This window comes from Moraxella sp. CTOTU46711, assembly GCF_031975715.1.
Taxonomy (GTDB): domain Bacteria; phylum Pseudomonadota; class Gammaproteobacteria; order Pseudomonadales; family Moraxellaceae; genus Faucicola.
In genome coordinates, this window is the sequence record NZ_DALYMP010000002.1 from 366853 (window position 1) to 382116 (window position 15264).

Consider the following 15264-nt stretch of genomic DNA (forward strand, 5'->3'; position numbering starts at 1 on the left):
CTACTGGTTAATCGTTTAAATCAAACATAAAAAGTAAAAGGAAAAACAATGAGCGTATTAGTTGGAAAAGACACTAAAGTATTAGTGCAAGGTTTCACAGGTAAAAACGGTACTCTACACTCAGAGCAATCAATTGCTTATGGTACCAACATCGTTGGCGGTGTTACCCCAGGTAAAGGCGGTACAACCCACCTTGATCGTCCAGTATTTGATACCATGGATGAAGCAGTAACAGAAACGGGTGCTAATGCCTCTGTTATCTTTGTACCAGCACCATTTGTATTGGACTCAATCGTTGAAGCGATTAACTCTGGCGTAAAATTGATTGTGGTCATCACCGAAGGCGTACCTACCCTAGATATGCTAAAAGCCAAACGTTACTTAGAAAACGTTAATGCTGACTTACAAGCCAAGGGCGAAGAAATCATCCGTATGGTGGGTCCAAACTGTCCAGGCGTGATCAGCCCAGGTAAATGCAAAATCGGTATCATGCCAGGTCACATTCACCAAGAAGGTAAAGTCGGTATCATCTCACGTTCTGGTACATTGACTTATGAAGCGGTTGCCCAAACCACTAAACTTGGCTTTGGTCAATCAACCTGTATCGGTATCGGTGGTGACCCAATCCCAGGTATGAACCAAATCGACGCATTGAAATTGCTTCAAGATGACCCACAAACCGAAGCGATTGTATTGATCGGTGAAATCGGTGGTACGGCTGAAGAGGAAGCGGCTGCATACGTTAAAGACCATGTGACTAAACCTGTCATTGGTTATATCGCAGGTGTCACAGCACCAAAAGGTAAACGTATGGGACATGCCGGTGCGATTATCTCAGGTGGTAAAGGTACAGCGGAAGAAAAATTCAAAGCCTTTGAAGAGGCTGGTATTGCTTATACCCGTGACCCTTCAAAAATCGGTGAAAAAGTAAAAGAAGTCACTGGTTGGTAATCATCCACTATTTTGACTAATTAAAAGCAGATAATCATTAGGTTATCTGCTTTTTTATTATCTGCTGGTGGTAGCAAAAGCTGGTGTTAGCAAAATACCTTCAATCAATTTTAATAATGCGTTTAAAATATGCGGGCAGATAAAATATTTGCCATAAAAATATGTTAAGCTTGATATAAACTATTTTAAAAACTTGTCTTATTAAGAGTCACTATGTCGAAAAAAATCACTCACGCTGTTATTCCTGTGGCAGGGTTTGGCACACGTATGTTACCACTATCAAAAGCAGTGCCAAAAGAGTTACTACCACTTGGCAATAAACCAGCCATTCAATACGTCGTTGAAGAAGCCATTGCTGCAGGTTTAACCAATATTGTCTTGGTCAATCATGCGCAAAAAACCGCCATTGAAAACTATTTTGACATCAATAGCGAGCTTGATACCCAGTTACGGGGTAAAGGTAAAGCGGCGCAAGCAGATAGTTTAAACTTGCTACCTGCAGGGGTCACGGTTACCAGTGTGCGCCAAGGCAAACCGTTAGGGTTAGGGCATGCGGTATTGCAAGCCCGTGCCATTGTAGGTGATGCGCCATTTGCTGTGCTGTTACCGGATGTGATTTTAAACCCTTATAATACTGACTATACTCAGCAGAATTTAGCCTACATGCTACAGCAGTTTGCCAAGCAGCAGCATTCACAGATATTGGTTGATCCAGTGAAAGAAAGTGATATTCATAAATATGGTATTGCCAAGCTAGCCAGCACACAAATGGTAGCAAAGTCTGAACAAAACCAGTCGTTTGCTGTGACGGGGTTTGTAGAAAAACCCAAAGCTGAAGATGCGCCTTCTAACTTGGCTGTCGTTGGGCGTTATGTGTTTAATAATGCTATTTTTGATTATCTAGCCAACACGCAGCCAAGTGTGGGTGGAGAAATTCAGCTGACCGATGCCATTGATGCGCTTATTAGCACGCAAGGGGTAGACGTGGTTAGCATGGTGGGTAACAGCTTTGATGCAGGTGATATGAATAGCTATTTACAAGCCGTGGGTTATTTTGCCACCCAATTGGGTGTTAAAGCGTTTCAACATACAGCAAATTAATATAAGGTCATAGACGAATGTCAACCGATACAAGTGCGAATCGTACATGGCAAACACTGTCTACCCAGGCAGATAGTATAGCCACGCTTAATCAACTGTTTAGCCAGCAATCCAATCGCGGCTCACAGTACCGCGTTGCCGCGTGCGACATGATCATGGATTTTAGTAAACAAAAAATTGATGAGGCTGTGCTCAGTAATTTAATCACACTGGCAAATGAGCGTGAGTTAGCGCAAGAAATCCATCGGCTGATGACAGGCGAAATCGTGAATGATACTGAGCATCGTCCCGCATTGCATACCGCGTTAAGGCAGCCGCAAGGTGAGCAAGTTTGGGTCGAAGGTGTCAATGTCATTGAGCAGGTGCATACCAGCTTACAAAAAGCGGAAAAGTTGGTAGAGCGGATTCGTAATGGGGTCTGGCGTGGTTATTCTGGTCAGGCAATCACCGATGTCGTTAATATCGGGGTCGGCGGCTCAGATCTAGGGCCAGTGATGGCAACAACGGCACTAAAAGAATGGACAGATACCCCTATCAGTGTGCATTTTGTCTCCAATATGGATGGCACCCAGCTCGATAGTTTGCTTAAGGTATTAAATCCGCAAACCACGCTATTTATCATCTCGTCGAAATCATTTTCCACCATTGATACGCTATCCAACGCCAAGACGGCGATGTCGTGGTTGTTAGCAAGTCATGATAACAAAGCCACTATTTTGCGTCGTCATTTTATTGGGATTTCTACCAAAGCGGATAAGATGTCAGAATGGGGTATCCATGTCGATAACCAACTAATGCTCTGGGATTGGGTTGGGGGTCGATTCTCCATGTGGTCGGTGATTGGACTGGCGATTGCTATAAAAATTGGCATGCACAATTTCTATGAGCTGCTAGCAGGAGCCTATGAGATGGATCGGCATTTTGCCACCGCCGATTTTTCTCAAAACATGCCTGTGTTGTTAGGGCTACTTGGTGTTTGGAACAGTACGTTTTTACACATTAACGCCCATACGGTGTTACCTTATGATGGTCGGTTATCTTTTTTTCCCAATTACTTAACCCAGCTTGAGATGGAGAGTAACGGTAAATCTGTTAATCGCCAAGGTGAGGCAGTGACTTACAGTACTTGTCCAATTTTGTGGGGCGATATTGGCTCCAATGCCCAGCATGCGTTTTATCAGCTGTTGCATCAAGGCACACAGGCAGTCAGTTGTGATTTTATTGCCCCCATCAAACGCTACGCCGATGCCCAAACAATCAATAAAAACTTGCTTGAACAGCATGGACTTTCGCTTGCCAACTGCCTAGCGCAAAGCCAAGTGTTGGCGTTTGGCAATGCCGCCATCAAAGACAGCAATAATGGTATGGATAAATTCAAGCATTATCGCGGCAATCAGCCGTCAACGACCATTCTACTCAAACAGCTGACCCCAAGAACGTTAGGGTCATTGATTGCGCTATATGAACACAAGGTGTTTGTTATGTCAGTCATTTGGCAGATTAACCCATTTGACCAGTGGGGGGTCGAAGTGGGTAAAGTGATGGCTAATGCCGTCTTTGATGCCTTAGTATCAACGCAAGAATTATCGCCGCAACAACTGCAGCCATTTGACAGCTCAACCAATCAGTTGCTAAATACCATTAAAACAACCTTTGCAAGCTGATGAAGGATAGGGATAAAAGAAGAAAAAAATGACAAAAACTGTATATGTAATTGGCAGTACCAATGAATCAGTCAATGCTTGTATTTTACTTGCCACCCTTGAATACCAAGTCAGACTATTGACCGATGAAAATAGCCTTCAGCAGGTCATGAATGATTACCAGTTTGATCGGCAGATGGTGCTACTGTGGCAGTTGTACCAATCTCAAGGCAACATCGTTACCCAGCCTTTGCCAACCCATGATTTTTCAGCCTATGTTAGCGCAGATGATATTTGGTTGTTTGTCGATGGTGTGTCAGCGCAGGCGCTTGACCAATTTGGCTCATTTCATTTTAACCCCACCACCCAGATTATCATCAGCGGTGTTAAAGCCATTGGTGAGATTGAACAATTCGCCCGCAAATTGACGACTATTTGGGTGTATTATCTTCCCTTTATTTTTATGAAAGATGGGGCGAATTTTAGTTCTTTTTTCCAAGCTGATTTGGCATTGATTGGTGAAAAAACGCAAGGCAGTAGCGCGCACAACAATATTTTGCTATTTTTTATTGAAAAAAGTGACAAGCACTTTATTACTGATATCAAAACGGCAGAATTTGCGCGCAGTAGTATCATGGGAATGCTAGCAACACGCTTGTCTTTCATGAATGAAATGGCACGTCTCGCCGCCAGTGAACAGGTCAATATCAAACAAGTCGAGCAAATCCTTGGGCTGGATAAACGCATTGGTAAAGATTATCTCAAAGCAGGTTGGGGATTTGGTGGCAAGTCATTGCCCCTAGAATTGGATTTTTTGATTGATAGTTTTAAGCATAATCAAGTAGAGACATCATTGCTAGAGGCGGTAAAATCCATTAATGAAGACCAAAAAGAACTGATTTTCCGTGAATTTTGGCAATATTTTGATGGCTTTATCGAAAATAAAACGGTGATGATTTGGGGCTCAGGCTATCGTAATGGTACAGGACGCACCACCCATTCAGCGTTTCACCCACTCATTAAATTATTATGGTCATACAATATCAAGACGATTGTGTATGCCAACAATACCAAAGAAGAATTGTTAGAGTTATACGGTGATCATCCGCTGTTTTCATTGACCGACGATGCCTATACGTCGCTTACACAAGTGCAAGCGTTGTTTATCGTCAACTGGTCGTTACCGATCAAGCCGGATATCAATCGTTTAAATAACATTGCATTACCCATTTTTGATGCAAAAAATACGTTAACCGAACCACAAATTCAGCAGCTCGTTGGTTTTTATACGGGTATAGGCTGTAAAAAATAGGCAAAACAATGACCAATCAAAGCAAAAAAATCTTAGTCACGGGCGGTGCAGGCTATATCGGCTCACATACATTAATTGAGCTAATTGCTGCAGGATTCACCCCTGTGGTGTATGATAATTTATCCAATAGTAGTCCAGCCTCGCTGGCGCGCGTCCAGCAAATTGTAGGGCAGTCCATTGAATTTATCGAAGGCGATATTTTGGACACACAGCTGCTTGCCAAAACCTTTGCCGCGCATGACTTCACAGCGGTGATTCATTTTGCAGGGCTAAAGGCGGTCGGTGAATCGGTTTCCAAGCCACTGTGGTATTATCAAAACAATGTCGCAGGCACGCTCAATCTACTCGATGCGATGACCAACGCCCAAGTAAAAAACTTGATTTTCTCGTCATCAGCAACCGTGTATGGTGACCCAGAAGCCTTGCCGATTGTCGAATCCTCACCGCGTTCTGCGACCAATCCGTATGGGCAAAGCAAGCTGATGATTGAATATATGCTTGAAGATTTGGCAAAATCAGATAACCACTGGCAATTAATTTCACTGCGCTATTTTAATCCTATTGGTGCCCACCATACGGGAACCATAGGGGAAAATCCCAATGGCATTCCAAACAATTTGATGCCGTATGTCAGCCAAGTGGCAGTGGGTAAGCTGCCGCAGTTAAGCGTGTTTGGCAATGATTATGATACCGTGGATGGGACAGGCGTGCGAGATTATATCCATGTGGTTGATTTGGCAAAAGGGCATGTGGCCGCTTTACAGTATTTGGAACACCAAACCCAGCTAGGATTTGAGCCGATTAACTTGGGTACAGGTAAAGGGACATCTGTATTAGAATTGGTCAATGCCTTTATCAAAACCACTGGTCAACCCGTGCCTTATAGCATAGCACCAAGACGCCCTGGCGACATTGCTAGTTGTTATGCTAGTAGTGACAAAGCCAAGCATCTGTTGGGCTGGCAAGCTGAGTTTGATATCGAGCGTATGTGTACTGACACTTGGCGTTGGCAAAGCCAAAACCCTAATGGCTATGACGATTAAGCGCCCCTTAATACTGGCGAATATTAACGAATATTAACGACGGTTTTATGACCGTCTTTTTTATCGGTGGGTTTTATCAAAGATGAGCATTTTTATCGTAAAAACCCAGTCAAGGTTATGATTTTACTTGACCCTAGGCTCGCTTCAGCGATAATAGGGGATTAGATAAATTATGATTTTTATTTGTTTTCACCCGAGCGATTGTTTAGCGAATTTCTTTTTTCTTATTGTCCCATTGAGCCTCTTATGACTGTTAGCGCACCTGAATTTATCCATGAAACCGTTTTATTAAAGGAAACGGTAGCAAGTGTGCTCAATGTAACTGTAGCGGAACTAGAGACAGGAACCATCAAAAAAACGGGCACCTTTGTCGATGCGACATTTGGGCGGGGCGGGCACAGCCGATTGCTGTTAACTTATTTGCATGAAGACAGTCGTCTGCTGGTATTTGATAAAGATCCCCAAGCCATACAAACGGCGCAAGCATTGGCAGCCAGTGATGCGCGTGTAATAGTAATTCATGATAGTTTTGCCAAACTGCAGGACAATCTGCAGCGATTAGGGATTGAACAGGTCGATGGGATTCTGGCAGATTTGGGCGTGTCTTCACCGCAGCTTGATGACGGTAGCCGCGGCTTTAGCTTTATGCGCGATGGCGCGGTAGATATGCGCATGGATACCACCCGTGGCGAATCGGTTGCACAATGGTTAAAACGCGTCGATGAAACCGTGCTTGCAGATGTGCTGTATAACTATGGCGAAGAACGACACAGCCGCCGTATTGCAAGGGCAATCAAACAAATGGAGCACTACAATTCTACCCTAGCGCTAGCAGAAACCATCAAACAGGCGCATCCCAACTGGCAAAAAGGCAAGCACCCTGCTACCCAAAGTTTTCAAGCCATGCGTATTTTTATCAATAATGAACTCGGTGATATTGATAGCTTCTTGGATCAATCGCTCATGGCGCTTAACGTAGGGGGGCGCTTGGCGGTGATTAGTTTTCATTCGCTAGAAGACCGCATCATCAAGCAGTTTTTGCAAAAACACAGTAAAGGTCAATATCCTGAAGATGCCAATTTACCGATGCCACCCAAACGTCCCAAACTCCTATCTAAACCTGAGCGTGTCGCCCCGTTGGATACTGAAATAAAAACCAACCCGCGCGCCAGAAGTGCTTGGCTTCGTTCCGCCACCCGACTGTAGAAATAGCCGTTTTTGTAACATGATATTTATAACAAACAATAAAAAGCGATTGCATTAACCAAACTTAGATGGGTTGCGTTATAATGACTTGTTTTATCTTGATACCCTGCTCTTTGATATAAAAAGCTCTTTGATATAAAAATGCCAAAATCTCAGCCTCTGCCTCCCATGACGAGTAACCCCATGCCGAATGGCCGCGATAACCGAAATTCGCCCAAAAAAACTCGTTTTTTCTCCGCCAAAAATAACGACGCAATGGTAAAAAATAACACGCCGATCAAAAAAAGCAGTGAAGGCTTGGGTGCCAGTATTAGCGAGATGCTCGATACCGAGTATCGCGGCGTTAGTCTATATACGGTTGCGATGATGCTATTAGTGATTGCGATTTTATGGACAGGGGTGAGCGTCGTCGAGCAAATCCAAACTTATCACCAACAATATGGCGAGCTACAAAAACTCAAAAAACAATTTCGCCAGCTGCAAATGGAACACCAACGTATGCTGATTGAGCAGCAAACTTTTAGCGCTACCCCGCAAGTAACCAACCGCGCGGTGACTGAACTCAATATGTTTTACCCTAACTTGTCCGATCGTATGATTATTCACGACAACAAAGTCACGGTATTTACTAGTGACGCCAGCAGCAACGAGTCAAACACTCCAGCTATCAATCCAGAAACGCAGCATTGATGAGGCAACCGCGTGAATACTCGCAATAAAAAATCGATAACCACCAAAGTTGCCAATGCCATGTCAGGGCGACCCACCAAAGTGCCTGTGCTCAAAGTCACTGCCCCTAAAATCAATGCGTCAAAGCGTCGTAGTGGTGCATCACGTCAAGGCAGCATTGAAGAAGATGCCATCCGCTTTAAGTCCATTTGGATAGCGATGGGGTTGGTGTTTGTGGCGATTTTTGGACGATTGGCATACATCCAAGTCATTAATAAATCCTACTATCAAGGTAAAGGTAATTCGCTCATTACCACCGTCAAAAAAGAGCCGTCTTACCGGGGTATGATTACCGACCGTAATAACATGCCGCTTGCGATTTCAGCCCCGTTAACCTCGGCGTACTTTAGTCCGCATGAATATGCGGTTGAATACTATGAGCTCAAAGCGCGCCAACAAGACCTGCAAAAATCTAAACCGAGTAAATCAGTCAATCGTGAGCTTGAGCGCGTTGCAAAACGCTTGCAGAACATGGATTTAGCCAAACTTTCGGCATTGACAGGTATTAGCGTCAGCGAATTTAAAAATGCGGTACGTATCAATGACAACATCAACTTAGCCGATAAAGAGGCAATCAAAGCCGTATTGCCCACGGGCGCAGGGTCGCATTATTTTCCATTAATGAAAAATGTGCAACCTGAAGCAGCACAGCCGCTCATTGATGCCAATTTTGCTGGGGTCAGTACCGACACGTTTTATCAGCGCTACTATCCACAGCCACAGCCCAATGCCCAATTATTGGGCTTTATGGCACGTACCAACATGACAGATGGCACGCATTACCAAGGGCAAGCTGGGGTAGAGCGCGTATTTAATGACATGCTATCGGGCAAAGATGGCGAAGTCATGGTCATGCGTGATGCCAAAAACAACAGCATTAAAGAAATCGAACAAGTCAAACCTGAAGTCGCTGGCAAGGATTTACAATTAACCGTTGATTCACGGCTACAATATATCTTGTACCAAGAACTTGAAAAAGTCGGACGTGTTCAGCAGGCGCGCTGGGCAGCGGGTATGATTGTCGATGTAAACTCGGGCGAAGTGATGGCGATGTCTAACTGGCCGTCGTTTAACGCCAATGACTTAAATAGCTTATCCAATGAAAACCAGCGTAACCATGCCTTGATGGATGTATTTGAACCCGGTTCGGTGATGAAACCCATCACCGTTGCCACGGGCTTAAAGTCAGGACAATACAATGCCAACTCACTGGTTAATACCAGTCCAGGTAGCATGGTGGTGCAAGGGCATACTATTCGCGACCATGGTAATTTAGGTACCATTAGTCTGCGTACCCTACTGCAAAAATCCAGTAATATCGGCTCAGCAAAAATTGCCCTTTCTTTGCCTGCCACCGCGATGAGTGATACGCAAAAAGCCTTTGGGTTTGGCGCAAAAACCAACCTAAAATTACCCGGTGAATCTGCAGGCCTAGTGCCAACGCCTGAGCAAAATGAAATCGCACGCCGCGCAACTGTGTCGTACGGTTACGGTCTGCAAGTCACACTGGCGCAGCTTGCGCAAGCTTACAGTGTGTTAGGTGCAGGGGGCGTGATGCATCCGTTGACGCTCCTTAAAAGTACCCGTGATAACGCGCTCAATAGCAGTAGTACCAATAATGTCTCTGTTCCTTTTGCCAAACCTGCCGCCAAGCAAGTCATTAAAACCAGCGATGCACTTACCATTGTCGATATGATGACGTCAGTCACTGAGCCTGGTGGTACGGCAACCTTAGCCGCGATCGATGGCTATCGTGTGGCGGGTAAAACCGGTACGGCAAGACGCACCAATCCCAAAGGCGGTTATTACAATGACCAATACCGCACCGCGTTTGTCGGTATTGCCCCTGCTTCCAACCCGCGTTTTGTGGTCGCCATCATGGTTGAAGATCCGCGTATTAACAAATTTGGTGGTTTGGTTGCAGCACCCGTGTTCCGCAGTGTGATGAAAGAAGCCTTGCGTTTGTACAATGTGCCGTTTGACAAGCCGCTATCGGGTAAAGAAACCACTACCACCAGCATCGAAAGTGTCAATGACTTATAACAACCCTATGGAAAAAGCTATGATTACGTTGCAACCGATGATGTCTGCGCTATCGCTACCAGAAAGCGTGCGACAACTGTTAAACCCTGTCATGAATCAACCATTTGGGCAGTTTGTGGTCGATAGCCGTCAAGTGGGTCAGGGCGATGTATTCGTATTGCTAAAGAGTCAAAACGCGACCGACAGCCTCGATTTGGAAAAAGTTGCAGGTTATCTTGCCCAAGTCGCAGACAAAGCGGCGTTTGTGTTGTCAGAAATTGATGTATCCGCGATCCAGTCGCAGTTTATGTTGCCGATTATTTATTTGCCCACCATTCGTGATTTTTTAGGTTCTCTGATTCAAACCAGTTTGCAACAGCAACATTCCACCAAGTTACCGGCGGTCATCGCGGTGACAGGCACCAATGGCAAGACCACGGTAAGTCAACTGGTCGCCCAACTCATCAGTCAATCAGGCATCAAAACTGCGGTGATGGGCACGGCAGGTAACGGGGTTTTGCCAAATTTGACCCCAAGTACTCACACCACCCTAGAAGTCTTTAATCTGCAACATGCGATTGATGATTTTGCCAAGCGAGGCGTACAAGCCTTAGCCATTGAAGCCAGCTCTCACGGGTTACACCAGCAGCGGTTGCAAGGCGTACCCATCAATGTGGCGATATTTACCAATTTAAGTCGTGATCATCTCGATTATCATACTGACATGCACGATTATGCGCAGGCGAAAGCGCGACTGTTTGATAAAGCACATTTTCCCACCCTCACTCACGCGATTATTAATTTAGATGATGAATTTAGTGCGTTGATGATTGAGGCAGCTAACGCATCCCATTTAACCGTGTGGACGTATAGTTTGACCAATGACCAAGCCGATTTTTTTGCCAAGGCTATCCTGCCTAGCTTGCAAGGGGGTGATTTGACTATTGCTCTTTCAAAAGCTGTCACGCCAGAAGGTGAATTAAGGGTGAACAGTCCATTGTTAGGGCGATTTAATGTGGCTAATTTGTTGGCGAGTATCGCAGGCGCCTTAGCGTTATCACAAAGTGCCGCGATGGGATTGAGTGTGGCGCAAATCCAAGCGGCAGTGCCAAAGCTTCGCGGCGCCACAGGTCGTATGGATCGGGTGCCATCGACCAGCAGCTGTTTTATCGTGGATTATGCGCATACGCCAGATGCGCTAGAGCAGGTGTTGACCAGTTTAAAATCGCACTGTACAGGTGAGCTGTGGGCGGTATTTGGCTGTGGTGGCGACCGTGATAAGGGTAAACGTCCCCTGATGGCGCAAGCAGGACTGCACCTAGCTGACAAAGTGATTTTGACTGCAGATAACCCACGCAGTGAAGACCCCAATGCCATTTTGAACGACATGCAAGCGGGCATGACTTGTGAACAGCACTATCAAGCCATTATCGAGCCAGATCGTCAAAAGGCGATTGAATATGCGGTGCAACATGCCAAGCCTAGTGATATCGTGGTGATTGCAGGCAAAGGGCATGAAACCTATCAAGAAATCAAAGGGGTACGCCACGATTTTGATGATAAAGTGGTGGTAAAAAATGCCATTGACAAATTTGGCAAATAACTTAGCCTAGCATCATGAAAAAAATCTACCTAATCCGTCATGCCCAAAGCGAGTCCAATGCAGGGCAAGCAGTGCGCCCCAACCATGCCGTCAATCTTACTGACGTTGGCAAGACACAAGCCCAAGCATTAGCGGATTGGCTTACTGACCATATTAGCGAGCCAGTCACCGAGATTTTCGTATCCCAGTATCTTCGCACCCAGCAAACGGCTCAGCCTTATCTACAAAGCACTAAGCGCACAGCCATTGTCATCGACGAATTGCACGAATTTAACTTTTTAGATTTTGATACCATCAAGGATTTGTCATTTGATGACATCCGTGTGATTGCCGATGATTTTTGGCAACAGCATTCTGCGCACCGAGCCAGTGAGGTGACGGACAGTTTTGAGCATTTCGTAGCGCGGGTACAAAAAGTGCGCGCGTATTTTGATGCCTTGCCCGATGGCACCTATCTAGTATTTACCCATGGCATGTGGATTGGCATGCTTATCTGGCAACTACTACTTGGCGATAGCCCGCGTCTATATAATATGAAAAAATTCCGTGAGTTTGAACTGGCAACGCGCCCCAAAAATTGCGAAGTGTTGTTGCTCGCTCCTGTAGGAATCAAGAAAGTATGGGTGCGCAATGATGGGCAAGATGACGAGATTCGCTAGTAATAAACTATAAAGAGAACCCAATAAAGAGAGCAAAATGACTGCATATATTTGGCAATCTGCCAACTTGACCGAAGCGGTAAAAGATCTAAACCCAACCTTTCACAGTGATTTTACCCAGACATCCACAAGAATTATCACCGACACCCGCAAAATCGAAAAAGGCGATATCTTTTTAGCCATCCAAGGCGATAACTTTGACGGCCATGATTATGTACAAACTGCCAAAGATAAAGGCGCAGTCTTAGCGATTGTCAGTCGTGCAGTCGAAAGTGACTTGCCGCAACTTGTAGTGACTGATACAAAATTGGCACTCGGAAAATTAGGTGCTTACCGCCGTGACCAACATCCCCATCTAAAAGTTGTCGGGATTACAGGCTCTAGCGGTAAAACCACCGCCAAAGAAATGCTTGGCAGTATTTTAAACCGTATTGCGCCGACACTTATCACTCGCGGCAATCTCAACAATGATTTGGGTGTGCCGATGATGCTACTAGAGCTGACCGATGACCATCGTTACGCCGTCATGGAGCTTGGCGCCAATCATGTCGGAGAGATTGCTTATACCACCCAGCTTGTCAAACCCGATGTCGCTTGTGTGCTCAATATCGGCACGGCACATTTGGGGGAGTTTGGCGGGCGTGATAATATTGCTAAGACCAAATCTGAGATTTATCAAGGATTAAGTAACACAGGTACAGCGATTGTGCCATTTGGTGATGATTATTTTGATACGCTACTCAATAATGCCCAACAATTTACCCAAAATATTCTCACCTTTGGCGAGCGTGACGTGTCCTTGGCGGATGCTGGCGTGGATATGCAACAAGCCAAAGAAATTGGATTAACAGATGAAGATACGGTGCTACTGATGGGCGATGTGTTTGCCGATGATGTGGAAGTCGGTAATACCAGTACCTTTAGCCTAAATTTCAATTTTGAAATTGATGAAATCGAGACTCAAAACGTCAGCTTAAACTTTGCAGGTGAACACAACATCAGCAATGCCTTAGCCGCCGCGGCCTGTGCGCAAGCCTTGGGGCTGTCGATTGATGATATCGCCAAAGGACTCGATGCCGCCAAACCTGCCAAAGGTCGACTCAATTTTATTGAGTTTGGCAAACATACTTTAATTGATGACACTTATAATGCCAACCCTAGTGCCGTCGTTGCTGCCACGCAAGTGTTGGTGAGTCAAGGTGCGCCCACCATGTTGGTGTTGGGCGATATTGGTGAGTTGGGCGACGCTGCGCAAGAGGAGCATCGCAAGCTTGGTGAGGCTATCGCCGCCTCTGGCGTGACTGTGCTGTATACGGTGGGGGAGTTAACGCCTGTTACCGTCGCGCAAGCGCAAGCATCCGGCATGCAAGCACAGGCATACCCAGATAAAGCATCCCTACTTGCGGCGATCAAAGATAAGCTGGCGAGTAGTGATGACGCCTGGCATATCTTGTTTAAAGGCTCGCGCTATATGAGAATGGAGCAAATAATTGACGAGTTAACCCGTCAGCCATCCTAGCTAAAACAGAACTTTCATCAGCCAATTGATAAAAATTGGCTGATTTTTTGTGAATTTTTACTTAAAATAGTCAACTTTTCATGATGGGTTTTTGCTGATGAGTCAACGTAAGACGGTGTTCATAGCGATTTTTCATGTATCCTATCATGATAATGACAGGGATCTTAAGCCCCTGTTTTTACCCAGAACCCCCTAAGGAGTCCACTCGTGCTATTGTGGTTATTTGAATGGCTAAGCCAATTTTATTCCCCATTTTCGGCTGTGTCATCGCTGACCTTACGTGTTTTATTAGCGGTGCTGACTGCGCTGGGTATCAGTATGGTGTTTGGAGGCCGCGTCATTGAACGGCTGCGTGCGCTCAAATATGGACAAGCCATTCGTAACGATGGTCCACAGAGTCACCTTGCCAAAACAGGCACACCCACCATGGGCGGGATTTTAATTTTAGGCAGTATTTTGGTGACCACGCTACTGTGGGCGAATTTAATCAACCCCTACGTATGGATTTTGCTGGTGGTCTTGGTGATTTTTGGCGCGGTGGGCTGGGCAGATGACTGGCTAAAAATCAAATATAAAGACCCAAAAGGCTTGATTGCACGCAAAAAATATTTTTGGTTGTCGGTTGGCGCTTTATTTGTTGGTGTGTCCTTGTACTGGATTGCTAGTCAGCAGCCGCATATGGCGACAGCGCATGCCATGCAAGATCTACTGATTCCGCTATTTAAAAACGTGTCTATTCCTTTTTCCGCTGTACCATTGGGTTTGGCGTTTATTATTTTTACTTATTTTGTGATTAATGGCACCTCAAATGCGGTCAACTTAACCGATGGTTTGGATGGTCTCGCCATCTTTCCCGTGGTGTTGGTTGCCGCAGGCTTAGGGGTGTTTGCTTATGTGTCAGGGGATTTTCGCTTTGCTGAATATCTCCACGTGCCCTATATTGCTTATAATAGCGATGTGACAGTGGTGTGTGGCGCCATGGTTGGCGCAGGATTGGGTTTTTTATGGTTTAATGCCCATCCCGCCCAAGTGTTTATGGGCGATGTTGGTGCATTAGCCTTAGGCGCGATGCTTGGAACCATTGCCGTGATGACGCGCCAAGAGATTGTGCTGTTCATCATGGGTGGTTTATTTGTGGCAGAAGCGGTATCGGTCATGCTACAAGTAGGCTCTTACAAACTTCGTAAAAAACGCATCTTTCGCATGGCGCCGCTGCATCACCATTTTGAAGAAGGCGGCTGGAAAGAAACCCAAGTGGTTACCCGTTTTTGGATTATTACCATTGTCTTGGTTATATTAGGGCTGATGACGTTGAAACTTCGCTAACTTTGCTACGTTCGCTAACAGCGCTTTGCATCAAATGGCATCTTTGGATGTCATTTTTTTTGTCTGTATTTATTTGCGCATGTGCAAAAAATTAAATATGCTATAATTTTTATATGGTGATGACTAAATTGTAGGCGAAGTGTTTGATTA

The 15264-nt window shown here is 45.3% G+C and carries 12 protein-coding genes; all 12 read left to right on the forward strand.

Features of this window, described 5'->3' with window-relative positions:
- Positions 1-48: 48 nt before the first annotated feature.
- The 12 genes from sucD to mraY all read left to right on the forward strand — a co-directional run bounded on the left by sucD (position 49) and on the right by mraY (position 15114).
- Positions 49-951 (forward strand): succinate--CoA ligase subunit alpha, encoded by a 903-nt coding sequence (gene sucD / locus RTJ53_RS05500; RefSeq protein ID WP_312115404.1) that lies wholly within the window; start codon positions 49-51, stop codon positions 949-951.
- 213 nt (positions 952-1164) lie between these two features.
- On the forward strand, positions 1165-2052 hold the full coding sequence (locus RTJ53_RS05505) for a UTP--glucose-1-phosphate uridylyltransferase (RefSeq protein ID WP_312276179.1): 888 nt from the start codon (positions 1165-1167) through the stop codon (positions 2050-2052).
- 17 nt (positions 2053-2069) lie between these two features.
- Entirely contained in the window at positions 2070-3716 is a 1647-nt protein-coding gene (gene pgi, locus RTJ53_RS05510) for a glucose-6-phosphate isomerase (protein ID WP_312276180.1), read from the forward strand.
- A gap of 28 nt (positions 3717-3744) precedes the next feature.
- Positions 3745-5007 carry a UDP-glucose 6-dehydrogenase gene (locus RTJ53_RS05515; protein WP_312276181.1) on the forward strand — a complete coding sequence of 421 codons (1263 nt, stop codon included), beginning with the start codon at positions 3745-3747 and terminating at the stop codon, positions 5005-5007.
- A gap of 8 nt (positions 5008-5015) precedes the next feature.
- Positions 5016-6050, forward strand: a complete 1035-nt coding sequence (gene galE, locus RTJ53_RS05520; protein ID WP_312276182.1) for a UDP-glucose 4-epimerase GalE — start codon at positions 5016-5018, stop codon at positions 6048-6050.
- Positions 6051-6296: 246 nt separating this feature from the next.
- Positions 6297-7256 carry a 16S rRNA (cytosine(1402)-N(4))-methyltransferase RsmH gene (gene rsmH / locus RTJ53_RS05525; RefSeq protein ID WP_312276183.1) on the forward strand — a complete coding sequence of 320 codons (960 nt, stop codon included), beginning with the start codon at positions 6297-6299 and terminating at the stop codon, positions 7254-7256.
- A 141-nt stretch (positions 7257-7397) separates the two neighbouring features.
- A complete protein-coding gene (gene ftsL, locus RTJ53_RS05530) occupies positions 7398-7946 on the forward strand; it encodes a cell division protein FtsL (protein WP_312276184.1) in 549 nt (182 codons plus the stop codon).
- Positions 7947-7958: 12 nt separating this feature from the next.
- Entirely contained in the window at positions 7959-10028 is a 2070-nt protein-coding gene (locus RTJ53_RS05535) for a peptidoglycan D,D-transpeptidase FtsI family protein (RefSeq protein ID WP_312276185.1), read from the forward strand.
- A gap of 19 nt (positions 10029-10047) precedes the next feature.
- Positions 10048-11610, forward strand: a complete 1563-nt coding sequence (locus tag RTJ53_RS05540; RefSeq protein WP_312276186.1) for a UDP-N-acetylmuramoyl-L-alanyl-D-glutamate--2,6-diaminopimelate ligase — start codon at positions 10048-10050, stop codon at positions 11608-11610.
- A 14-nt stretch (positions 11611-11624) separates the two neighbouring features.
- Positions 11625-12269 (forward strand): histidine phosphatase family protein, encoded by a 645-nt coding sequence (locus RTJ53_RS05545; protein WP_312276187.1) that lies wholly within the window; start codon positions 11625-11627, stop codon positions 12267-12269.
- Between the two features lie 37 nt (positions 12270-12306).
- Complete coding sequence (locus RTJ53_RS05550; RefSeq protein ID WP_312276188.1) at positions 12307-13788, forward strand: UDP-N-acetylmuramoyl-tripeptide--D-alanyl-D-alanine ligase; 1482 nt, start codon at positions 12307-12309, stop codon at positions 13786-13788.
- A gap of 207 nt (positions 13789-13995) precedes the next feature.
- Positions 13996-15114 carry a phospho-N-acetylmuramoyl-pentapeptide-transferase gene (gene mraY / locus RTJ53_RS05555; RefSeq protein ID WP_312276189.1) on the forward strand — a complete coding sequence of 373 codons (1119 nt, stop codon included), beginning with the start codon at positions 13996-13998 and terminating at the stop codon, positions 15112-15114.
- Positions 15115-15264 lie beyond the last annotated feature (150 nt).